The sequence below is a fragment of the Enterococcus phoeniculicola ATCC BAA-412 genome (assembly GCF_000407505.1).
In the GTDB taxonomy this organism is placed as follows: domain Bacteria; phylum Bacillota; class Bacilli; order Lactobacillales; family Enterococcaceae; genus Enterococcus_K; species Enterococcus_K phoeniculicola.
Window position 1 is genome coordinate 1,438,285 of sequence record NZ_ASWE01000001.1, and the last position, 24,246, is coordinate 1,462,530.

General features: G+C 36.8%; 18 protein-coding genes. 9 read left to right on the forward strand and 9 right to left on the reverse strand.

Annotated elements, in window-relative coordinates; translation table 11 throughout:
* Positions 1–321 precede the first annotated feature (321 nt).
* A complete protein-coding gene (locus I589_RS06665; RefSeq protein ID WP_010768867.1) occupies positions 322–2,118 on the reverse strand; it encodes a glycerophosphoryl diester phosphodiesterase membrane domain-containing protein in 1,797 nt (598 codons plus the stop codon).
* A gap of 128 nt (positions 2,119–2,246) precedes the next feature.
* Entirely contained in the window at positions 2,247–2,843 is a 597-nt protein-coding gene (locus I589_RS06670) for a TVP38/TMEM64 family protein (protein ID WP_010768866.1), read from the reverse strand.
* A gap of 296 nt (positions 2,844–3,139) precedes the next feature.
* Here I589_RS06670 and I589_RS06675 point away from each other — a divergent pair, with 296 nt between their 5' ends.
* Positions 3,140–4,489 carry an Nramp family divalent metal transporter gene (locus tag I589_RS06675; protein WP_010768865.1) on the forward strand — a complete coding sequence of 450 codons (1,350 nt, stop codon included), beginning with the start codon at positions 3,140–3,142 and terminating at the stop codon, positions 4,487–4,489.
* 501 nt (positions 4,490–4,990) lie between these two features.
* On the opposite strand, the gene I589_RS06680 is transcribed toward I589_RS06675, so the two are convergent.
* Together I589_RS06680 and I589_RS06685 are read right to left on the reverse strand one after the other, a co-directional pair.
* Positions 4,991–5,440: a threonine/serine exporter family protein gene (locus tag I589_RS06680; protein WP_010768864.1), complete on the reverse strand. Its 450-nt coding sequence runs from the start codon at positions 5,438–5,440 to the stop codon at positions 4,991–4,993.
* 17 nt (positions 5,441–5,457) lie between these two features.
* Positions 5,458–6,213, reverse strand: coding sequence for a threonine/serine exporter family protein (locus I589_RS06685; RefSeq protein WP_010768863.1), 756 nt, complete (start codon positions 6,211–6,213; stop codon positions 5,458–5,460).
* Between the two features lie 195 nt (positions 6,214–6,408).
* Between I589_RS06685 and I589_RS06690 the strand changes: the two genes are divergently transcribed.
* A complete protein-coding gene (locus I589_RS06690; protein ID WP_010768862.1) occupies positions 6,409–6,969 on the forward strand; it encodes a TetR/AcrR family transcriptional regulator in 561 nt (186 codons plus the stop codon).
* A 391-nt stretch (positions 6,970–7,360) separates the two neighbouring features.
* On the forward strand, positions 7,361–9,256 hold the full coding sequence (asnB, locus tag I589_RS06695) for an asparagine synthase (glutamine-hydrolyzing) (protein WP_010768861.1): 1,896 nt from the start codon (positions 7,361–7,363) through the stop codon (positions 9,254–9,256).
* 117 nt (positions 9,257–9,373) lie between these two features.
* Here asnB and I589_RS06700 read toward each other — a convergent pair whose 3' ends face one another.
* The gene (locus I589_RS06700) at positions 9,374–10,180 is read right to left on the reverse strand and encodes a Cof-type HAD-IIB family hydrolase (protein WP_010768860.1); all 807 of its coding nucleotides are present in this window, start codon (positions 10,178–10,180) and stop codon (positions 9,374–9,376) included.
* A gap of 325 nt (positions 10,181–10,505) precedes the next feature.
* Between I589_RS06700 and I589_RS06705 the strand changes: the two genes are divergently transcribed.
* On the forward strand, positions 10,506–11,942 hold the full coding sequence (locus I589_RS06705) for an NCS2 family permease (RefSeq protein ID WP_010768859.1): 1,437 nt from the start codon (positions 10,506–10,508) through the stop codon (positions 11,940–11,942).
* A gap of 61 nt (positions 11,943–12,003) precedes the next feature.
* Here the strand turns inward: I589_RS06705 and I589_RS06710 are convergent, their stop codons facing one another.
* From I589_RS06710 to I589_RS06720, 3 genes are read right to left on the reverse strand one after another with little or no spacing between them, the layout of a single operon-like run.
* Positions 12,004–12,375 carry a RidA family protein gene (locus tag I589_RS06710; protein ID WP_010768858.1) on the reverse strand — a complete coding sequence of 124 codons (372 nt, stop codon included), beginning with the start codon at positions 12,373–12,375 and terminating at the stop codon, positions 12,004–12,006.
* 19 nt (positions 12,376–12,394) lie between these two features.
* Entirely contained in the window at positions 12,395–13,579 is a 1,185-nt protein-coding gene (locus tag I589_RS06715) for an aminotransferase class I/II-fold pyridoxal phosphate-dependent enzyme (RefSeq protein ID WP_010768857.1), read from the reverse strand.
* 12 nt (positions 13,580–13,591) lie between these two features.
* Positions 13,592–14,899: a PTS sugar transporter subunit IIC gene (locus tag I589_RS06720; protein ID WP_010768856.1), complete on the reverse strand. Its 1,308-nt coding sequence runs from the start codon at positions 14,897–14,899 to the stop codon at positions 13,592–13,594.
* Between the two features lie 156 nt (positions 14,900–15,055).
* Here I589_RS06720 and I589_RS06725 point away from each other — a divergent pair, with 156 nt between their 5' ends.
* Both I589_RS06725 and I589_RS06730 read left to right on the forward strand, forming a co-directional pair.
* Positions 15,056–15,907 carry a MurR/RpiR family transcriptional regulator gene (locus tag I589_RS06725; RefSeq protein WP_010768855.1) on the forward strand — a complete coding sequence of 284 codons (852 nt, stop codon included), beginning with the start codon at positions 15,056–15,058 and terminating at the stop codon, positions 15,905–15,907.
* Positions 15,908–16,099: 192 nt separating this feature from the next.
* On the forward strand, positions 16,100–17,296 hold the full coding sequence (locus I589_RS06730; protein ID WP_010768854.1) for a multidrug efflux MFS transporter: 1,197 nt from the start codon (positions 16,100–16,102) through the stop codon (positions 17,294–17,296).
* Between the two features lie 70 nt (positions 17,297–17,366).
* On the opposite strand, the gene I589_RS06735 is transcribed toward I589_RS06730, so the two are convergent.
* Positions 17,367–17,555 carry a YjzD family protein gene (locus I589_RS06735; protein ID WP_010768853.1) on the reverse strand — a complete coding sequence of 63 codons (189 nt, stop codon included), beginning with the start codon at positions 17,553–17,555 and terminating at the stop codon, positions 17,367–17,369.
* Positions 17,556–17,661: 106 nt separating this feature from the next.
* Here I589_RS06735 and dnaE point away from each other — a divergent pair, with 106 nt between their 5' ends.
* The 3 genes from dnaE to pyk all read left to right on the forward strand — a co-directional run bounded on the left by dnaE (position 17,662) and on the right by pyk (position 23,996).
* Complete coding sequence (gene dnaE, locus I589_RS06740; protein WP_010768852.1) at positions 17,662–20,985, forward strand: DNA polymerase III subunit alpha; 3,324 nt, start codon at positions 17,662–17,664, stop codon at positions 20,983–20,985.
* Positions 20,986–21,154: 169 nt separating this feature from the next.
* A complete protein-coding gene (gene pfkA, locus I589_RS06745; RefSeq protein WP_010768851.1) occupies positions 21,155–22,117 on the forward strand; it encodes a 6-phosphofructokinase in 963 nt (320 codons plus the stop codon).
* Between the two features lie 112 nt (positions 22,118–22,229).
* Complete coding sequence (gene pyk / locus I589_RS06750) at positions 22,230–23,996, forward strand: pyruvate kinase (RefSeq protein ID WP_010768850.1); 1,767 nt, start codon at positions 22,230–22,232, stop codon at positions 23,994–23,996.
* The last annotated feature ends 250 nt before the right edge of the window (positions 23,997–24,246 follow it).

Sequence of the window (24,246 nt, forward strand, 5' to 3'; positions counted from 1 at the left end):
ACTTGTTAAAAAGTGTTTTCTTAATATTTTCATAACAATTTTCATTGATTATTTTGTTTCTTTTAAACCAATTAGTAAGCCAATGGTTAATGTGAAAAAAACAACTGTTTGAACGATAACCATGAGATTCACCTCCTATAGTTATCTTATCGCTAATAAGGGAAATACGCACGAACGTTGGGCTTACGTCATCAGAACAAATTTGTCACTTAAATAAAAAAAATGAAAGAATCTCAATGAACATAAGAAAGGAACAAAAGATATTCTTAAGATTCGTAAATAAAGATTCTTTCAATAAAAAACAATAACTTATGAAAAAGCTTATCCTACACCTAAAACAAAATTCAATAGCTTATCAGAATACGTCATTTCCTCAGAAGAGTGAATGGTTTCATTAAGGAGTTCCATCTGATCGGTAATAATGCCATCTACGCCATAAAAAATCATTCGACTCATAGCATCCTCATCGTTGACCGTCCAAACAAATACCTTCTTTCCATCCGCATGGGCTGAATCAATAAAATTACGATTTACCGTGCTATATTCCATCGTCAAAAAGTCTGCTGGTGTAACTGGAGGACCGACAATATTAAAAGGGAGAATGTATCCTACGTTGAACGCTGGTACCTCTGTCTTTAAGTCAGTCACTGTTTGATAGGTTAGACTTTGAATGAGATGATGATGAGTGAGAATATCCTCTTTGTATCTTTTAATAAAGTTATTTACCAAATCAGGACTGTCATATTTTGTTGTTTTAATTTCAATGATTAACTTCTGATTTAATCGATTTGCTTCATCAAGATACTCATCAAAGGAAACGATGTGTCCTTTTTTTCCATTTTCTGTAATTTCAATCGCCTGAAGCTCTTTTAGTGTTAAATCTTGTGGCTTTTTCTTTATACCAGCAAGAGAATTTAATTTGAAATCATGATAAACAACAAACTGATGATCTTTTGTTTCCTGAACATCCATTTCAACATAGTTAGGGGAGAGCTTTGCGGTTTCTCTCAAGGAAGCTAACGTATTTTGTACGCCGTTTTTATTGCTTACACCACGATGAGAAGCAGTTAGCGGGCGAATAGTGGAGGCATCTGTAAGATAGGTCGTATTGTAAAGACCTACACCAATGCCAAATAAAATGGTGACAGACAAAAGAAGTCCTATTTTTAATGTGGTGTACTTCTTTTCTTGTAAAGGTTCTTGATAGAACCAACTTGGAATATCAGGTAAAAATCCTTCGTCCTCCATAAAGTCCACAATGATATAAAAAATCCCAACCGTTGACAGAACAATGTTCAAAAGAAGTGCTACTTGTAGTAAAGTCATGGCAAAAACAGCACTGGCTAAAGCATATTCTGGTAAATAGAGTTCAAAAAGGCTTTGAGCAAAGATGACAAGGAAAAATACAAGCGATGTCATAAGAGCAATGGCTCCACCGATAACAATAAATTGTCCTAGAATGGCAAAAAATCGTCGTTTTGTAATTCGCCAGCTTTCTTTAATAGATTCTCTGAATCCTCGATCCCGTAAGATCATTTCCGGCAAAGCAAAAATGACTCGAATACCTAAGTAAATTAAAAATAAATACCCTAATACGAATCCTGCGACAACAATGACACGATTTTCAAAAATAAAATCCATAATGAACGCAGGAATCTTAATTTTGGACAATAAATCAGAGTTAAAGCTCAGTCCGCCAATAGGTAATACGAGTAAAAAATAGAATAAGAAAAAGAGGACTGTTATTGGACGAATTTTCTTTATCTGTAAAAGAGTCATTTGCAGTAGCTGGCGTAATCGAACAGCTTGTTTTTTCTTAATAAAATAAACACTCAACAACAGAAACGTAAATTCAAAATAGACGAGTACCAAAACAGAAAGCAAAACCAAAAGGAGGGCAACAAGGACTCCTGGATGTTGTGTAAGAATGGTAGGTAGATTATCGTAAGAAAGATAATCTATCGCTCCTCGTTTTAAGATAAAGCGCGTTGAGCTCCCCAATAGGGGTAAAACAATAAATAAAATGAGTCCATGCATCAACAGGACATCACGAAAATAAGATTGTGTACTTTTCAAAAAGTCACGTGTATTGATTAAACTGTTTTTCAAATAATTCATTTTCATCACCTATTTGTTAGTTTACCGTATTTTGGTTAAAAAGAATCATTTCAACCATTTTTTTTACAAAAAAAGAGGATGAGCCATAACTATCTTAGTTATGTCCCACCCTCGTAGTATTTTAACAATTAACCTAGTAAGCCTGATAAGAATGTTCCTCCATAGATTAAAGCTAAACTGTACAGGAAGATAGAAGCAGGTTTTGCTAGAAGAATAATTAACGTAAATCTTTTGGTTGACATATTCGTCAGTCCGGCCATTAAACACAGTGCATCGTCTGGAGCTACTGGCAAGAAGATGGCTAAAGCAAAGAGCTTTTCAAATCGGCTCTGGTTATCTAACCAGCCAATATACTTGTTATAAGTTTTGTCACTAATCATACTAAGAATAAATGGTTTACCATAACGACGTCCTAGTAAGAAGATGATAACAGAGCCAAGACAAATGCCAACGTAATTATAAATGAATCCGGCAGTTGGACCAAAAATTAAGACGCCTGCGGCACTACTTATTCCACCGGGAATAATAGGAATGACTACTTGAAGGACTTGAATCAGCATAAAGATAACAGGGCCTAAGATGACAGAGTCGCCAACTAACCCTCGCAAGGCATTTATGTCCTTAAAAACGCCAAGATTTATGAAATAAATAGTTAAGGCAATTGAAATCCCTATACCAATGATGGATATGATATTTATAATTCTACGAGAAGCTGCTACACTCATGTTTTCATCTCCTTTATACGATTCTATAAGTATTATACTGAATCTACTCTCATTTTGCCATTTTACGAGCTGTTCGTCTAGGAACAATTTTGTAAGGTACTGTCACAATAACTTATCTACTAGTTGAGTATAAGCGAAATAATAAAAATACTCATCAAACTTTAGTCTTATTTATAAAAGTTTAAGAAAAAAAGTTTTACAGAATTCTTTTTTAGGAATATACTAGCTATAGAATATTTCGGTTAGCCTAAAAAAATAATTAACCTAGCCGTTTTCTGTTTGTGAGGAGTGATCGAATGAAAGAAGAAAAGAAATTGATTGAATATGCCAATGGTCCAAGTTTAGAAGAAATTAATAATACGGTAGACGTTCCTAAAAATGCAAGTTTTTTCCGAACGTTGATGGCTTATAGTGGTCCTGGGGCCTTGGTGGCAGTGGGGTATATGGATCCAGGAAACTGGATTACTTCTATTGCAGGAGGAGCAGAATATAAATATGCATTGCTTAGTGTTATTTTGTTATCTAGCTTAATTGCGATGCTGCTGCAAAGTATGGCTGCAAAGCTTGGGATTGTTACAGGGCGAGACCTTGCACAAGCGACACGTGAACATACAGGGAAGAAAACTGGATTTGTTTTATGGGTTATTACAGAGCTTGCGATTATGGCGACAGACATAGCTGAAGTCATTGGTGGAGCTGTTGCGCTACAGTTACTTTTTGGTTTGCCTCTTTTGGTTGGTGTTTTGATTACCACTTTTGACGTCTTACTTTTACTGTTGTTAACAAAGTTAGGCTTCCGTAAAATAGAAGCGATTGTGGCCGTTTTGATTTCAGTTATATTTTTTGTATTTGCCTATGAGGTTGCATTAGCAGATCCAACGATTGGAGAAGTTTTAAAGGGATTTATCCCAGATACAAAAATTGCAACAGATAAATCAATGTTGTTTTTAGCTCTTGGGATTGTTGGTGCAACAGTTATGCCTCATAATTTATATTTACATTCTTCTATTGCACAAGCAAGAAAGTTTGATCGTAATGATGATGCTGAGAAAGCAAAAGCGATTCGTTTTACTATATGGGATTCTAATATTCAGTTAACGGTTGCTTTTATCGTGAACTGTTTGCTGCTGATTTTAGGTGGGGCACTTTTTTATGGAACGAATAGTGATTTAGGAAAGTTTGTTGACTTATATGATGCCTTAAAAAATCCAGATATTGTCGGATCTATTGCTAGTCCGGTTTTGAGTGGTCTATTTGCTATTGCGCTGCTTGCCTCTGGTCAAAATTCTACTATTACTGGGACGCTATCTGGCCAAATTGTCATGGAAGGATTTATTCACTTGAAAATGCCCTTGTGGATGCGACGAGTAGTGACTCGACTTCTAGCAATCGTTCCAGTCATCATCTGCGTCATTTTATATGGAGGAAGAGAGTCAGCAGTGGAAGACTTGCTTCTTTATACACAAGTATTTTTAAGTATTGCTTTACCAGTCTCAATTATTCCATTGACCATTTATACTAGCGATAAAAAATTGATGGGCAAATTTGCAAATCCAACTTGGGTCAAAATTCTAGCTTGGATCATTGCCATTGTGCTAACTCTTTTGAATCTGTTCTTAATTTATGGAACATTTGCTGGGCTATAATATTTTTAGTAAACAGGCTATCGATGGATATAAAACAAAAAAGCGTAGGATATAGCTTAAACGGTTATGTTCTACGCTTTTTAAATTTTAATAAGGGGAGAAGGGGGAAATGCATTTTTACTGCGTTACAATCCCGACAAACTCTAAAAGTGGGACAGCGAATTGAAAGTTTCTACTGCGCTACGCTCTTAACAATTCCTACATATGAGACAAGCTAGGGTTGAACGGCTTAATATGCTGACATTGATTTATAAAAGAAATCAATGTAGAGATGTATCTGTTTGACGCTGTAAATCACAAACAGTTATTTTTTTGATGAGACACAGTACCTACTTGTTTCTCAGAGACATTCACGTCTATTCCGGATTCCTCAATTTCTTTAGATATTTTTTAAGAATGTGTCATAAATTTGTGAAAGGGAAAAATTTTTGACACATTTTAGTCAAAAAAACATGTTATTCTGAAAACAGGTTACAAAAACAATCGTTTTAAAATAAATAGTTATTTTATTCTACTCTTAGAATGCAGCCACTTACTGTACAGATTTTCCAACAAGCCGACGACCATGAATCCACCGGCAATGGCTCCAGCTGTAACGATGACTAGCCACGCATTTTGGGTCCCTGAAAGGGTATCGCCAAGAACAAAATATCGAATGGTTTTATAAGCAGGACCTCCTGGTACTAAGGGGACAAGGCTTGGAATATTGAAAATAATCATAGGCATTCTTTTTTTTCGAGAAAAGAAAATACTTATGAGACCAACTGTGATTGCACCAAGAAAGTTAGCAAGTCCGATTCCGGCACCTAGAGGTTGGCTTAAGTAAAAAACCATCCATCCAGCAGCGCCAGTTAATCCGCATGAGATGAGTGCACGTCGTGGGACATTGGTAAGAATTCCAAATGTAACTGTACTGAGAAAACTAAATAAAGCATGTAAAATGAGTGTCACAATTTTCCTCCTTGAACTTAAATAAATAGTTTGAATACGAGTGCGATTCCTACGCCAATACTGCTGGCAACAAATAATGCTTCGGTTGCACGTGCCATGCCGCTGATTAAATGACCGGCTAAAATATCACGAAAGGCATTGGTTATCGCTACTCCTGGGACTAAAGGCATGACCGCACCAATAATAATATTATCCATACTGCCTGCAATACCTAACCGGACAAATCCATAGGCAAGAAGACCTATAAAAAATGAAGCCAAAAAGTCGTTCAAAAAACGAACATCTAACCATTTTTTTGCAAGAAAAGAAAGGGTATAACCGCTACTTCCAACTATAAAAGTTGGAAGGAAGTCTTGCCAAGTACCTCCGAAAATATACATAAGGGTACAGCTTACAACTCCTGCCGCTAGAACTTGTAAAAGCACTGAAAAACTAGGTGTCTCTTCTTCAATATGAGAGAGTCGATGGAATAGTTCAGACAGAGTAATCTCTTGATTAGCAAATTTTCGAGAGAGATTATTTACAGCCGCTACTTTTTCTAAATTGATTGAGCGTTCTGTAATATTTTCTAGTTGGCTACAATGGATAGAACGTAGACCAACGAATAGACCAGTTGCAGTCACGTAGCTAACACTGTCTGGCTCTCCCGCGTTTGTCGCTATTCGATTCATGGTATCTTCCACACGATAAACTTCTGATCCAGATTCGGTCATAATCTTTCCCGCAAGTAAGCAAGTATCTAAAATTAGTTCTTGATGTTTAGTTGAGCTCAAAAAAAGTGCATCTCCTTTGCTATGCGATATAGTCGTAGTGTAGCATGTGGATGAATCAAGAACCAAGAATTTTATTCCAAAAATCAAAAAATAACAAAATGAGTGTTTCGTTTGCAAAAGGTATGCAGAGTCAGTTAGAATAAAAAAACGAAAAAGAATAATAGTCATTATTTTTCGAAAGAGAGGAGAATCCGCATGCGCCGGAAAATCTACACGAAAGAACAAATATTGAGAGCTGCTTATGAGGTCGTTGCCACTGAAGGATTTGCTGGATTTACAGCTAGAAATATTGCTAAGAGAATGGGCATTTCAACTCAGCCTATCTATCTAGAGTTTAAAAATATGGAGGACTTGAAAAATGAATTATTAGATTTGATTTTCTCAAAACTAAAAAATGAAATTTTTCCAGTTCCACACACTGGTGACAAAGTCATCGACCTAGGTTTGAACTATATTAATTTTGCCAAACAACATCACAATCTTTATTTAGCACTTTATGTAGATGAAGAAGGTGGCGGGAAAAAAATGCACGATTTCTCTTTTAATTACTTTTCTACGCTTATTGAGAACGACCCTCAATATGAAGGTCTCTCAAGAGAACAAATCCAAACCTTGCATACAGGGACGTGGGTAGTGGTGACAGGGCTAGCTTCATTAGCTTCTTCAGGAAGTATTAACCCAACGCAAGAACAGATTATTTCGTTAATTCAACGAACAATAAATAATATTATTGCAGTGAATGAGACGGTTAATTAAGTAGTTTTCTGAAGAATAATTTATTTAAAAGTTTAGTGTTTACTATCATCTGATAGAAGGTGTAAATATGTTTTAGATAGCTTTTAAGAAAAGCTAGCTTTTTTCAAAAAGAACCACCTATCTCTAGCAAAATTTTCTCAATATTTGATGATATGTTAGTGACTTTCCAGTAAACTCTGGAAAGTTTTTTTTATTTGCTTAAAAAAAGTATAAGAAATGTAGAATATTTTTTTGAAAGGTGGTACTTTAGTAAGAGGATTTAATTCACAGGAATTTAAAAATAAAAAAACTTACATATTTGTAAGGCGTGTTTGCGAAAAGGAAGGTCATGTTTGTGGTATGATTGATTTTGCGAAACATTGGAAGAGAGAATAGGAAGTGAACAAAAGTAATGTGTGGAATCGTTGGCTTTGTGAATACGAAAGATCGTAAAGAAGAAATAGTGACAGACATGATGGATCGAATTGTTCATCGTGGACCCAATAGCTCTGGCAGTTATGTTGATAAACATGTTGCATTAGGATTTCGTCGATTAAGTATTATCGACTTAGAAGGCGGAACGCAGCCTATATATAATGAAGACCGTTCAAAGATTATTATTTTTAACGGAGAAATTTATAACTATCAACCTTTGCGTGAAGAACTAATTCAAGCAGGACATATTTTTACAACACATGCAGATACAGAAGTTCTTTTACATGGATATGAAGAGTGGGGAACAGGGCTGCTGCAAAAAGTTCGCGGAATGTTTGCGTTTGTTATCTGGGATAACGAAAAAGAAGAATTATTTGGTGCGCGTGATTTCTTTGGAATCAAACCATTTTATTATGCTGAAATGAATGGAACATTCATGTTTGGCTCTGAAATTAAAAGCTTTTTGCCACATCCTGATTTTGATAAACAGTTAAATAAGGATGCGTTGAAGCCGTATATGACATTTCAATACTCACCATTAAATGGAGAAACATTCTTTAAAGGCGTTCACCGCTTACAAGAAGGTCATTATTTTATTTATAAAGATGGAAAAATGACGATTAACGAATATTGGGATGCAAACTTTGAACAAAAAGAGCAAAAGAGTAAAGAAGAATGGATTAATGAAATTGATGAAGCGGTTCAAAGTTCAATTGCCGCTCATAAAATTAGTGATGTAGAAGTGGGTTCTTTCCTATCTAGTGGGGTTGACTCAAGTTACGTGGCTTCTGTGTTGAGACCGGACCATTCATTTTCAATTGGGTTTGACGACAAGACTTATAATGAAGCTATTGAAGCTCGTAAGTTAACTGATATGTTAGGACTTGATAACACAGCTGCAGTGATTGATGGGGATATGTCTTTCAAAGCGTTCCCGTTAATTCAATATCATTTGGATGAACCAGATTCAAATCCTTCTTGTGTACCGTTATACTTTTTGGCGAATTTAGCTGCCCAAAGTGTACGAGTTGTTCAGTCAGGAGAAGGAGCAGATGAATTATTTGCTGGTTACCAAACCTATGGGTTCCACACTAATTCAAAAGCAATTCGTGTACTTGCACAGGGCTTGAAAAAGTTGCCTAAAGGCACACGTTATAGCTTAGGCAGAAAGATTGGAAAAATGAAAAATTTCCACGGAAGAATTCATTTATATGAGTCTTTAGCTCCTGCAAAGGAATATTTTATTGGTCATGCGAAAGTTTTTGATGAAAAAGAATCTCTTGAATTCTTGCAATCTGATTATGCAAAGGGCCCATCAGTTGCAGAAATTATGGCTCCGCATTACGCAAAAACGGATAATATCAAAGACGAAGTGAATAAAATGCAATATGTGGATGTTCACCAGTGGATGCCTAAAGACATTTTGTTGAAAGCAGATAAGTTATCAATGGCAAGCTCTTTAGAGTTGCGTGTACCACTCTTAGATATTGAGATGATGAAACTTGCACAGCAAATACCTAGTAAGTTTTTATTGAATCAAAATAATACAAAGGATATTTTCCGACAAGCGGCAAATCGTCATTTGCCTGAAGAATGGTCGAATCGTGTGAAGCTTGGGTTTCCAGTGCCAATTAAAGTTTGGCTAAAAGAAGACCATGGATATCAACAAGTCCGTGAATTATTCGAAGCAGATTTTGCAAAAGAATTTTTCAATCAAGAAAAAATTATGCAGCTTCTAAATGATCATCATGAAGGGAAAAGAGAGGAACAAAGAAAGATTTGGACAATTTTCAGTTTCTTGACTTGGTACAAAGTATTCTTTATTGATGAAGAAATTCCTACTACCGAAGCAATCGAATACGAAACCGTTTAATAAATAGAAGAAACAAAATGAAGAACGAGTGGGAAATACTGGAAAACCTTTCCCCGCAAAAAAAAAGCGGCTACCAATGCAGGTAGTCGTTTTTTTGTGTACAGGTGATTTGCTAACCTATAGAGAAAGATAGTCTGCTAGGTAATCTGCCAAGCCATCTTCTTGGTTACTTTTTTGAGTTACGTCGTTGGCTACTTGTTTTAACTCGTCTGTTCCATTTGACATGGCAACACCCCAACCAGCATAGTCTAACATTTCTAAGTCGTTGTGTTCGTCTCCAAATGCCACTACGTTTTCTTTTGAAATGTTCAGATAATCTGCCACTTGGTGAACGCCTTTTGCTTTTTGAATCCCTTTGGAAACAATCTCTAAAATGGCTGTAGGGCCACCCCAAGTCCGTACATCAACAAACTCGCCATACTGACTCATTAATGAATCAGATACTTGTTGAGCATACTGTGTTTGTGTACGCACTAGCAAGGAAGTCGGATCTGTTGTTAAATTTTTAGCAGAAAGAAGATTATTCTCTGTAGCAGGAGCTGCAAAAAATTTTGAATCATAGAAGTCCAAGCTGTCAATAAAAAAAGTTTCTTTATTTTCTGCAGCAACAAAATCTAAGTTTAATGCTTGTTTTTGGGCAAGAATATCGAAAACAATCTCTCGTTTGATGAGTGTTTCACGTTCGCCTGCCCATTTTTGTTCGGGAAGATGAACCAGCGCACCGTTAAAGTTGACCATAGGGGTCTTTAAGTTTAACTCTTTATAAAACTGATGACTCATACGATAGGGACGTCCAGTTGCAATGCTGACATAATGTCCCGCGTCAATCGCTTTTTTTAGAGTAGCTGCTGTTTTTGTTGAAATTTTTGACTCATTATTTAGTGTTGTACCATCTAAATCAATGGCAATCAATTTTTGATTCATAGTTGAAAAACCTCCTTTAATTTCTAACTAACTATCAAAGAGTGTTGTTTAAGTCTAGCATATCTGACTGATTTGGCAAGTTTAGAAGCCGAAATAAACGAGTCTTTTCAGTTTTTATTAAGAAGCAAAAAAGAAGAAAATAGATTCTCTATGGCTAAAACACGAACATTAGAAGAATATAATTTGTTTTTGTTTAAGAAAACGTTGAATTTCTAGTAATTAATCTCTATAATTTGTATTTGTTGGGTGGAATGACGAAATTTGCAATTATTCATTTTTTAAGCGAGTTTTTCCATCAAAAAAATTTGAGGAGTGGAAAATTTTCATGGAAAAGTTTTTCAAATTGAAAGAAAATGGTACAAAAGTTTCAACTGAAGTAATGGCGGGAGTGACAACATTCTTCGCAATGAGCTATATCTTGTTCGTAAATCCTACAATTTTATCCGCTTCAGGCATGCCGTTTCAAGCAGTATTTTTAGCAACAATTATTGCTTCTGTGATTGGTACGTTAGTTATGGGATTGTTTGCAAATGTTCCTTATGCACAAGCACCCGGCATGGGATTAAATGCGTTTTTTACATTTACAGTGGTTTTTGTTTTAGGGTATACATGGCAGCAAGCACTTGCAATGGTATTCATCTGTGGACTGATTAATATTCTAATTACAGTAACAAAGATTCGTAAAATGATTATCAAAGCAATTCCTGAAAGTCTTCAACATGCAATTGGTGGAGGAATTGGTATTTTTGTTGCCTATGTCGGAATTAAGAATGCAGGATTACTTTCATTTTCTGCAGACCAATCGGCGATTACAAGTTCAATAGTTGATGGGGATCAAGCTGTAAATGTGACAACAAATAGCGGGATTGTTCCAGCATTAGCCAATTTTGATAATGCACCGATTCTACTTGCGGTTATTGGATTAGTATTGATGACGGTGTTAGTTGTGATGAACGTTCGCGGAGCAATCTTAATTGGAATTGTTGCAACAACAATTATTGGTATTTTGATGGGTGTAGTTGACCTTGGATCGATTCAATGGCAACAAAATTCATTAGGAAATTCAATTAAAGAATTAGGAACAACGTTTGGTGCAGCATTTGGACCTGACGGCATGCAATCACTATTTAGTGATTCTGCTAAAATTCCACAGGTTTTAATGACAATTATTGCATTTAGTTTATCTGATACATTTGACACGATTGGAACATTTATTGGGACAGGTCGTCGTACAGGGATTTTCTCTAAAGAAGATGAGCTTGCTTTAGAAGACAGCAAAGGCTTCACGACAAAAATGGATAAAGCGTTGTTCGCAGACGCAATTGCTACTTCTGTTGGCGCAGTGGTAGGAACATCTAATACAACGACTTATGTAGAATCAGCAGCAGGGATTGGTGCTGGTGGACGTACAGGGTTAACATCTGTAGTTGTTGCAGCATTATTTGCATTGAGTAGTTTGTTCTCACCACTTATTGCAATTGTTCCTGCACAAGCAACTGCTCCTGCGTTAATTCTTGTCGGCGTGATGATGTTAGCCTCATTTAAAGATATTGAGTGGACAGATTTAGAAGAGGCAGTACCTGCATTTTTTGCCTCTATCTTTATGGGACTTTGCTACAGTATTTCATACGGAATTGCAGCAGGATTCATTTTCTATGCTGTGGTAAAAATTGCAAAAGGGAAGATCAAAGAAATTTCTCCAATTATCTGGGTAGTAAATATCTTATTTATTGTTAACTTCATTATTTTGGCAACACTGTAAGAATAAAATAAAAAGAGCTTCGTGTATTTTTCTGATTTTAAGAAAGATACACGAAGTTTTTTTATCTGGTTGCAATGATTTCAATTTCGATTAAACCGTCGTTGGGTAAAGCAGCCACCTGAAAAGCGCTTCTCGCTGGCAAGGATGAAAAATATTCGCCATAAAGCTGATTCATGATAGGAAAATCTGCGATGTCTTTAAGGAAGACCGTAGTTTTTACAACAGCTTCTTTTGTCAGATTGGCTTCTTCCAATAGAATCTCTATATTTTTTATTGCAAACACTGTCTGTTCTTGAATGGTTTCTCCCATTTTACCAGTGGCGGGATCAATACCTAACTGTCCAGAAAAAAAGAGGATAGACCCATCAGTTTCTATACCGTGAGAGTAAGGGCCTGCAGCAGATAGTTTGGGTGATTGAATAATTTTTTTCATGAAAAGCTCCTTTTGATAACTAATTTATTTTTCCGTAGGCAGTATCTAATGCTTGAGAAAAATCTTCTATAATGGAGGTTGGTTCCTCTAATCCTAAATAAACACGAATGTGCGAAACAGGTAGTCCTCGATTTTTAAGATTCTCGAGATTATTTCCTTTGTAGGCAGGTAAGACAAGACTCTCAAAGCCACCCCAGCTAACACCGATGGAGACGATTTCCAGCGCATTTACGAAAATTTTCAATTTATCAAAATCTTCATCAACTAAATCAATTGCAAATAGAGAACCATATCCTGTTAGATATTTTTCGGCAAGTTTCTTTTGCTCAGAATTTCCGCAATAAGGATGATAGATTTTTGCAATACGAGGATCTAAAGAAAAGGCATCAAGAACTGTTTTTATTGCATTTGATAAATGATTCATACGGACAGGAAGTGTTCGAATCCCACGAATAGCTAGCCATGAATTGAAGGGGCTATTTACAGCGCCTAAAGACTGATGTCCTTTTTCAAAAATTAAATCAACTAATTGGTTAGTTCCGACGACTGCTCCCCCAACAATATCTGAATGACCCCCTATATATTTAGACAAAGAAAGCACAACTAAATCAATTCCATGGGATAGCGGTTTTTGAAAAACAGAGCCTGCCCAAGTTCCATCTATGACTGTATAGATACCTTTTGATTTTGACAGCTTGACTATTTTTTCTAAATCCAGAAGCTCAAATTTTTGTGATGAGGGGCTCTCAAAATAAATGATTTTCGTTTCTGGTTTAATGTGGTGGGCAACTTCATCTGTTGTTGCAACGTCCACCCGATCAGCTGTAATGCCAAATCTTGCCAAGTCGTTTGCCAGAGAGACTGCTTCACCATAAACTGTGTTAACCATTAAGATATGGTCTCCTTGAGAAAGAAGGGAGAACAGGGTGGCCGAGATAGCTCCCATACCAGACGAGAATACCTTACATTTTTCCCCTTGCTCAAGCTGTGCGATTTTTTTTTCTAAAGATTCTGTAGTAGGATTGGTTCCTCTAGTATAGACGTAATGATTTTTTTCATCTTCGCTTGCTGACATAAAGTCTTCGTAATTATCAAAATAAAAAGAAGAAGTTTGAACAATTTCGGGAGACATAGGCGTATAATTTTTTTCACTAGTTTTTTCAACTTCGCAGCAAATATTTTCTGCAGGTATATTTTTTTCCACAATAAATTCCTCCTAAAGTGTTTCAGGTAATTCCTCTAATTCTTCTTTGTTGTATTGATTGTCTAATGCTTTTACAAATGGATAGTAGATAAAGATGCAGGCAATGACCCCGACAACTTGTGTGACCGCTCCTTGCCAGCCTCCTACTAAGAAACCAGAGAAAAGAAATGGGGTAGCCCAAGGTGCCTGAATATTAGTAAACATTGGCATGAAGCCGATGGACATAGACAAGTAAGCAATGCTTACAGATACAATTGGTGCAATCGTGATAGGAATCAAGATAAGCGGGTTGAATATTACTGGAAGTCCAAAAATTAAAGGTTCATTGATATTAAAGAAAGCTGGAACAAAAGAAATTTTTGACATGGCTTTCATACGAGAAGAACGAGCAACGAGTACCATTGAAATGGCAAGTCCTATCGTACAACCAGCGCCACCTATTGTTGCAAACTGATCCAGCATTTGAACAGTACCAAAATTCCCAGTTTTTATGCTAAGATTTCCTAACTCAGCCAAGGCTTGATTACTGTCCGCATTTGCATAAAGAATCGGATACAGCATAGAGTTAATAACCGTTGGATGAATCCCAAACCACCAAAGAAGACCATTTAAACCAGCAACAATGATTATCGCAAATGGTGAGCCGATGATTCCTTGTAAAGGTGCCTGCAAAATAGTGTAAATAAGCTCTGGGAAAGAATCAGCCAAGGTTATTCCTAAGCCGTTTATGATAAGTGAAATGAGCGCGATAAAAAATCCTGGGATAAGCGCACTGAAGGCTTTACTAACCATAGTCGGTACGCTTTCGGGCATTTTAATAACAATATTTTTTTTGTAACAAAAACGTGTGATTTCAACAGAAATAATGGACATCACGATTGCAGTAAGAATTCCTTGTGTTCCAGTCCAATTAAAAGACAAGACTTTTTCTACAAGTTCTCCTGACTCTGTAGTCACAGATTTTGGCAATACAATGACATAGGCAACAATTCCTAAAATCATAGAAGTTAATTTATCCATCTCGTAGCTTTCAGCTAATTTATAGGACATCGTACCTGCGAACATTAGGCCCATCATGTTAAAGGTTGCGCGATAGGCAGGGGAGATAAAATCTGCCCAGTCTGCTCCAAAAATTGAAGCGACAAAATCCGAATACCCTTGGATAGGGAAGTCTGTTATGAGCATGAAGATAGAGCCGATAATTGTTAATGGCATGATTGCGAAGAAGCCATTTCTTAATGCTTGGAAGTAACGTAAATTTGTTACTTTTGAGACTTTAGGAACGAGGGTTACTTCGACCCAGTGTGTAACTTTTTCCATTTGAAATTCCTCCAAATTGTTTTTTTATTCTTTATTATCATATGATTTTTTTGAGAAAAGTAAACGGTTTAAAAACATTATGTAACTATGTTTCAAAGAATGGTATAATTCGGTATGATTTGAGTGAAACTAAGTTTCGTTGGGGAGGAGAAGCAAATGAGCAATCTATTAGACAGGCTAGAAAATCCTGGAAAATTTACATTTAATGAAAAGGAGATTATTTCATATGTTTTAGCAAACTCTGAAGAAGTTTTACATTTATCGATTTATGAATTAGCGAAGAAAACGAACTCTTCAACCTCCACGATTGTCCGTTTATGTCAAAAATGTGACTTATCAGGTTTTAGAGAATTCAAGATAACTTTAGCTAGAGATTTAGAAGCAATGTATCAGACGGTTAATGATGTAGATGCTAATACCCCTTTTGAGTCCAAAGATACAGATTTAATGATTTCAAAAAAGATTGCACAACTCACTAGTGAGACTATCAATGCGACACAACGATTATTAACGACACAAAAATTGAATCAATCTGCAAAACTGCTGATGGAGGCAAACAATATTTACGGAGTGGGCGTAAGTGATAATTATATCCGATTGCGTGATTTCAAAACAAAATTATTGCGTATAGGCGTTTATCTGCGAACAATGGATTTACAGGCTGAACAATATCATTTGGCAGCAAATGCAACGAAAAATGATGTTGCAGTGATTGCTTCATATAGCGGAACAACTGCTGAAATTACAAATGATGCAAAGACTTTCTATCAAAACAAGACACCAATTATTGCGATTACTAGTGATGGTTCAAGTCCTCTAGCAAGTTATGCAACGGTTGTTTTACTTTTACCACAAAAAGAAAAGAGCACCTTTAAAGTTTCTAATTTTTCTTCTCAGTTAGCTGTAGAATATATATTAAACGTGTTGTATTCTTGCTTATTCAACCGTAATTTTGATGGTAATTATTCTGGTCAAAAATCGACGCCAGTTTCAAAATTTGAATTCTGAACAAATTTCGTCACACATCTGCGAGATGCTTTAAGCGTTGTAGTTTTTGTAGAATAAATCATTTATCTAAAATAAAATGAAACGATTTGCATTATTTTTCAACTTTTTTCAAAAACTTCTTATTCTTTGACCGTTTTGGATTTAACTCTTTTTGAAAATAGGGTATAGTTAAGAGGTGAGAGGGATGATGCTATGAAAATAGAGTGGAAAAAGAATTTAATGGTTGCCTGGCTGGGCTGCTTTTTTACCGGAGCAAGTATCAGTTTAGTCATGCCGTTTATTCCCGTATATGTAGAACAATTGGGTACACCTAAAAATCAAATTGAATTATTTTCAGGATTAGCAATTTCTGTTACGGCGTTTGCAGCTGCAATTGTCGCACCCATATGGGGAAACCTTGCCGATCGAAAAGGACGCAAAATTATGATGATTCGTGCAGCAGCAGGGATGACAATTACCATGGGGTCGTTGGCATTTGTTCCTAATGTGTATTGGTTGTTGATTATGCGTTTTTTTAATGGTGTTTTATCAGGCTACATTCCTAATGCAACAGCAATGATTGCTTCTCAAGCGCCTAGAGAGAAAAGTGGCTGGGCTTTGGGCACACTATCTACCGGAGCGGTTGCAGGGAACTTGATTGGCCCATCAATGGGTGGTGCACTAGCACAATGGTTTGGAATGGAAAATGTCTTTATCATCACGGGCGTGGTTTTATTGATTACTACCTTGCTAACTATATTTATGGTAAAAGAAGAATTTCATCCTGTTGAAAAAAGCGAGATGGTAAGTATCAAAGAGCTGTTCTCAAAAATGGACAATGTCTCTATATTAATTGGTTTATTTGTTACAACGCTGATTCTTCAACTAGGTGTAACAAGTATTAGTCCAATTTTAACGTTGTATATTCGTTCATTAAGTGGGGATTCAGACAATATTCTTTTTGTCAGCGGATTAATTGTTTCTATAGCAGGTGTCTCAGCGGTTATTTCGTCCCCAACGCTAGGGAAACTGGGCGATAAAATAGGAAATCATAAAGTCCTCCTAGCTGGACTTGTTCTCTCTTTCTTTTGTTTTATCCCGATGGCCTTTGTAAAAACACCATTTCAATTGGGCGTTCTTCGTTTCATTTTAGGATTTTCTACAGGGGCATTAATGCCATCAATCAATACATTAATAGGGAAAATTACACCTGAGGAAGGGGTTAGCCGCATTTATAGCTATAACCAAATGTTTAGTAATTTTGGTCAAGTCTTAGGTCCAATGGTCGGTTCTACTGTCGCTCATTCAATGGGATATAGTTCAGTATTTATCGTGACAAGCTGCTTTGTTCTGGCAAACATCCTTTTATCTTCGTTTAATTTTAGAAAAATGATGAGCAGTAAGTTTTAAACAGTTGAAAAGAAAAAAAAACCAGTTACAATAAAAAAGTAACTGGTTTTCTTATTTAAATTATCAAAGGTTAATTTTTTTGTGTTGTTTCTTTTGCAGGCTGAGCAACCATTCCGACAAGAATAATCAATACACCTGTAATTAGTGACACAATTGTTGTAAGGACAAAATTATACGTTCCATGTGTTAAGGCACTGCCAATATAACTAACAACTTGGCCTAAGATGAAAGCCCAGAATAAAGTGACGATATAACGCATGAAGAACACCTCTTTTCTACTATGAGTGTAGCATATTTTCTGAAAATGTAAAGAAATCTGAGTGATATTTTGTCTTGATAAATGAAATAGAAGGAGGCGTTAGAACGTGTTTCCACAATTATATACGATAACTTCTTATTCTCTGTTACAAAGTACCGTGAAAATTCCGCAGTACGTGGAAGAGGCAAAGAAACGAGGCTATCAAACGATTGCTGTAACAGATAGAAATACCATGCATGGGGCAGTTGAATTTTTCCAGTCTTGTCAAACATTCGGTATGAAACCCGTTTTCGGCTTGTGGCTTGATTACGAGTCAAATGTGACGCAGCGAACACATTCTTTAGTACTCTATGCCAAGAATTATTCTGGCTATCAGCATTTAATGCGCTTGTCCAGCATTAAAATGATAGAGGGCTCTCTTAGATTGGAAGATCATGAGGCTCTTTTTTCGGACCTTTTTGCAGTGATTCCTGAAGAAAATGAATTTTCTGAGCTTGCTGTGGAGAATCATGAAGAAATAGAAGCTCGGCTGGAAGAAGTACTTGCTTTATTTGAGAAACAGAGTGTTTATGTAGGAGTTACGAGTGAAGCACATTTCCATCAGGAAGATTTATGGAGTGATCTACAAGAAAAATTTAGGTTGCCACTTGCGGCTGTTCATAAAGTGAACTATCTAAATTCGTCTGAAGTATTTGCCGTAGAAGTCATGAAGCATATCCAAGAAGGAACGCAAATTGAAACTGGAAAGATGCAGCAAATAAGTAAGCAAGGAACAGAGTATCTAGTGGCAGAAGCAGAGATAAGACAACTTTTTTTAGACAAAGAACTAGATAAAGCAATTGAAAATGCATGTCTTATTGCCCGTGAATGTCAAGTTGAGTTGCCTTTGCATCAAACATTGCTTCCTCATTATCCTGTCCCTGGAAATGAAGCGCCTCACACGTATTTAAGAAGACTCTGTTTTGAAAGAATAGAGTCCCGAGTAGAAACTCTTGGCGATGAGTATTATCAACGTTTGGAGTACGAGCTTTCGATTATTCATCAAATGGGTTTTGACGACTATTTTCTTATCGTTTGGGATGTAATGGACTTTGCCCATAAGCATGAAATAGTTACAGGTGCGGGACGAGGCTCAGGTGCGGGTTCTTTAGTTGCATACGTGTTGTCAATTACGGATGTTGATCCCATTGAATATCAGTTGCTTTTTGAACGTTTCTTAAATCCCGAACGCTATACCATGCCCGATTTTGATTTGGATATTCCTGACAATCGAAGAGAAGAAGTGTTACAGTATGTAAAAGAAAAATATGGTCAATTTCATATGGCCCAGATTGCAACATTTGGAACGATGGCTGCCAAGATGGTTTTGCGAGATGTTTCTCGCGTTTTTGGCCTATCTCAAAGTGAAGCAAATCGTTGGTCACAAGCAGTCCCGAACGCGTTAAAAATGACCCTATCTAAAGCCTATGAAGAGTCTCAGCGCTTTGTTGAGCTGGTGAATGCAAGTTCGCAGAATCAATTGCTATATCAAACTGCTAAGCAACTTGAAGGTCTTCCGCGCCATGTATCAACCCATGCGGCAGGGGTTGTAATTAGTGACCAAGATTTATTGGAGTTAGTTCCTTTGCAGGAAGGGACAGATGGCATATTTTTAACACAATTCACGATGACAGATGTTGAAACAGTTGGCTTATTAAAGATGGATTTTCTAGGTTTACGAAATCTATCGATTATTGACAATACACTAAAATCAATAAAGCGAATCTATAAAGAAGAGCTAGATCTAAAAAAAATCCCGCTGGATGACCCAGAAACGTTGGCGTTATTTCAAAGAGGAGAGACATCGGGTGTCTTTCAGTTTGAATCGGCCGGGATTCGGAATGTTTTACGAAAGTTAGGGCCGACAGATATTGAAGATATTGCAGCTGTGAATGCGCTGTACCGTCCAGGACCTATGCAAAATATCGATACCTTTATTCGGAGAAAGAAAGGGCAAGAGCCTATTCACTATCCAGAGGAGAGCTTAAAAGAAATTCTTTCAAATACTTACGGAATTATTGTGTATCAGGAACAAATCATGCAGGTTGCATCAAAAATGGCAGGTTTTAGTTTAGGGCAGGCGGATATTTTAAGACGTGCGATTAGTAAAAAGAAAAAAGACGTTCTAGATGAACAGCGCCGTAATTTTGTCTCAGGCTCTGTCAAACAGGGACATACAGAAAAAAAAGCAAATGAAATTTATGATTATATTGAACGCTTTGCAGATTATGGATTTAATCGTTCCCATGCGTTTGCGTATTCTTTTGTCGGGTTTCAAATGGCCTATCTAAAAGTCCATTACCCAGCGCCTTTTTATGGTGCATTGCTGCATTCAGTAAGGCATCATTCAACAAAGATGAAAGAGTATATCAATGAGGCAAGAAAACAAAAATTAGAGATTGTTCCACCATCGATTAATCAAAGTAATTACAGTTTTACGGTGAAATCTGCTCATCAGTTATTGTTTGGGTTTAGTGGCATTAAAGGGATACGTCGCGACTTTATTCAGGCAATCATAGATGAACGAAAAGCAGAGGGACGCTATAAGAGCTTTGACCAGTTTTTATTGCGATTAGACAAAAAGTGGTTAAAAACAGAATATTTAGAACCGATGATTTCTATTGGTGTATTTGATGAGTTAGTTCCAAATAGACGTCAGCTTCTAAAGGAGTTGGACGGCAAAATTCAAAATGTTTTATTCAGTAGTGGCAGTGAAAGCTTACTAGACATTCTGACTCTAAAAGAAGAGGAAATAAGTGATTTCACGTTAGAGGAGAAATTAGAGCTGGAGAATAACTATCTAGGGATTTACTTATCAGGACATCCAACAGAAAATTATGAGCGGGTACGTAGAGCAAAACAAGTGACGCCTATTTCCGACATCACTCCTAATCAAACAGTGAACTTGCTGGTCTATGTTCGAAGTATTCGAGAAATACGAACAAAAAAAGGGGAGCAGATGGCCTTCATAGAAGGAAATGATGTGAGCGGAGAAGTTTCTCTCACTGTATTCCCAAGAAATTATCGGGCAAGTCGAACATTTTTAAAAGAAAATCAAGTGATTCTGGTTTCTGGAAAAGTAGAAAGAAATACTTATAATCAAGAATTACAAGTGCTTGCAGATACCATCCAGCTAGCAGAGGAAGCCGATAAATTAATTAGCAAAGTTACTTGTTTTCTGCGCGTAACACCTGAAAGAGATCAACCAGAAATAATGAGTAGTCTACAAAAGGTTTTTAGGCAGCACAAAGGTTCGGTACCAATCATTATCTTCTTTGAACAAAGTGGGAAAAAAATTGGGTTAAATGCCGAAAATTGGATTGAAGATAGCCAAGAGGTAAAAAATCAATTAAGCTATATACTAGGAGAAGAAAATGTGGTTTTCAGATAGTTTACGGTAAATTTTACCTCACGTTTTCAATATTTTTCATTTTTTTGTTTATTTATCAAGACATTTAGTTGTTTTAATGGTAAAATACATGTCGTGGTTAGTGTTAAATTAAGGTTTTATCTAAGTATTTTACTTAGGAAAAAGTATATTAATGAGGTGAATGATTGAGATGAAGCGCATCGGTATTTTAACGAGTGGCGGAGACGCCCCTGGTATGAATGCAGCCATTCGTGCAGTGGTTCGCAAAGGTATTTATGAAGGTTTAGAAGTTTATGGAATCAACTATGGATTTGCTGGGTTGGTTGCCGGAGATATTCGTCGTCTTGATGTGGCAGATGTTGGAGACAAGATTCAACGTGGCGGAACATTTTTATATTCTGCACGTTATCCAGAATTCGCGACAGAAGAAGGACAGCTTAAAGGAATTGAACAGTTGAAAAAATTCGGAATTGAAGGACTTGTTGTTATTGGTGGGGATGGTTCTTACCATGGAGCAATGGCTCTTACAAAACGCGGATTTCCTGCTGTGGGTGTTCCAGGAACGATTGATAATGATATTCCAGGGACAGATTTTACTATTGGATTTGACACAGCAATCAATACAGTGCTTGAATCTATTGACCGTATTCGTGATACAGCAACTTCACATGTGAGAACGTTCGTTATCGAAGTAATGGGACGTGGAGCAGGTGACATTGCTTTGTGGTCTGGTGTTGCAGGCGGCGCAGATGAAATCATTATTCCAGAGCATGATTTTGATATGTCAGTAGTTGCCAAACGTATTCAAGATGGCCGCGATCGCGGGAAAAAACATTGTCTAATTATTTTAGCTGAAGGTGTAATGGGCGGAAATGAATTTGCCGAGCAGTTGTCTGAACATGGGGATTTCCATACACGTGTTTCTATTCTAGGACACGTTGTTCGAGGAGGTTCTCCAAGTGCTCGTGACCGTGTTTTAGCAAGTAAATTTGGTTCTCATGCAGTTGAATTGTTAATGCAAGGAAAAGGCGGATTATGTATTGGAATGGAAAACAACCAAGTAGTTGCGTCAGATATCGTTGACACACTAGAAAATAATCGCCATAAACCTGATTTATCTCTTTATGAATTAAATCAACATCTTTCATTTTAAAAAGCAGAACGATGAACTAGATGGATTGCACAGTGCTTTCCATTTCATTAAACATGATTATTAAGCTGTAAAAGCTATTAATAAACAAATAAAACAGTAGGAGCGTTTAGTAATGAAAAAAACCAAAATCGTTAGTACATTAGGACCAGCCAGTAACAGTGTCGAAATTATTGCAGAACTAATCAAAGCTGGGGCGAATGTTTTCCGTTTTAACTTTTCACATGGTGATCATGAAGAACAATTATCACGTATGACAATGGTTCGTGAAGCTGAAAAACAAGTTGGCCAAGGCGTCGCTATTTTGTTAGATACAAAAGGAGCAGAAATCCGTACAACTGTTCAAGGAACTGACTCAGGTAAAATTGAATTTTCAATTGGCGATGTTGTTCGTATTTCTATGGACGATACTTTAGAAGGTTCTAAGGAAAAAATTGCGGTTACTTACCCAGGCTTATTCGATGATGTTCACGTTGGTGGACATGTACTATTTGATGATGGCTTGATTGATATGAAAATTATCGAAAAAGACGAAGCAACTCGTGAATTAGTTACTGAAGTTCAAAACGCTGGACTATTAGGCTCTCGTAAAGGTGTTAACGCACCAGGTGTTTCAATTAGCTTACCAGGTATTACAGAAAAAGATGCAGATGATATCCGTTTTGGATTAGACAACGATATTGACTTTATCGCAGCAAGCTTTGTTCGTAAAGCACAAGACGTTTTAGATATTCGTGAAATTTTAGAAGAAAAAGATATGAATCATGTTCAAATCATTTCTAAAATCGAATCTCAAGAAGGAATTGACAATATCGATGAAATCATCAAAGTTTCTGACGGTATCATGGTTGCTCGTGGAGACATGGGTGTGGAAATTCCTGCAGAATTAGTACCACTAGCTCAAAAACGTATTATCAAAAAATGTAACTTAGCTGGTAAATCAGTTATCACTGCAACTCAAATGTTGGAAACAATGCAACAAAACCCACGTCCAACACGTGCGGAAGCTTCTGACGTTGCCAATGCAGTATTTGATGGAACAGATGCTACAATGTTATCTGGTGAATCTGCAAATGGTTCTTATCCAGTTCAAGCAGTAGCGACAATGGCTCGTATTGATGAAGAATCAGAACAAGCTTTATCAGAATTAGGAACATTCCAAGTGAACCAATTTGATAAAACAGATGTGACAGAAACAATCGGGTTATCTGTTGCACGTGCTGCGAAAAACTTAGGCGTTAAAACAATCGTTGCAGCAACTGAATCTGGTCATACTGCGAAAATGATTTCTAAATACCGTCCAGAAGCTGACATCTTAGCAGTTACGTTTGACGAACGTACTCGTCGTGGCTTGATGTTAAACTGGGGTGTATATCCTACTGTAACTGAAAAACCACAAACAACAGATGAAATGTTTGAGTTGGCTGCTAATAAAGCAGTTGAATTAGGCTTCGCATCTGAAGGAGATTTGATTTTAATTACTGCGGGTGTCCCTGTAGGTGAACGCGGAACAACAAACGTAATGAAAATTCAAATGATCGGTTCAAAACTTTTAGAAGCACAAGGCGTAGGTTCTGAAACAGTTGTTGCTAATGCAGTAGTTGCCTCATCAGCTGAAGAAGCAATCAAAAATGCAAAAGATGGTATGGTATTAGTTGTTCCTACAACAGATAAAGAATACATGCCAGCTATTGAAAAAGCTGCAGCAGTGATTGTTGAAGAAGGCGGATTAACTTCTCATGCGGCAGTTGTCGGAATTGCGAAAGATATCCCAGTTATCGTAGGTGCCTCTGAAGCAACTTCAACAATTGTAGATGGTGAATTGATTACCGTTGATCCTCGTCGTGGGATTGTATACCGCGGACAAACAACCGCTATCTAATAGAATTAGGTACATTCAAGCAGAAGCGAAAATTCTCGCTTCTGCTTTTTTCTTACTGGTTTTTGTCTATTTCAATTGATAAAGTCATTGAAGCGACACAAACGTAGAATGTATAGATAACGGCTTTAAAAAAGTAGTTCACGGAAAGAAACTTATAGAAAGTATTGGATATTTCTAAAGTGTCTACTATAGGTGGCAATCTATTCGTCTGATTTAGTTATCATAAACCCATGCAGCTTCCGGCTTAATA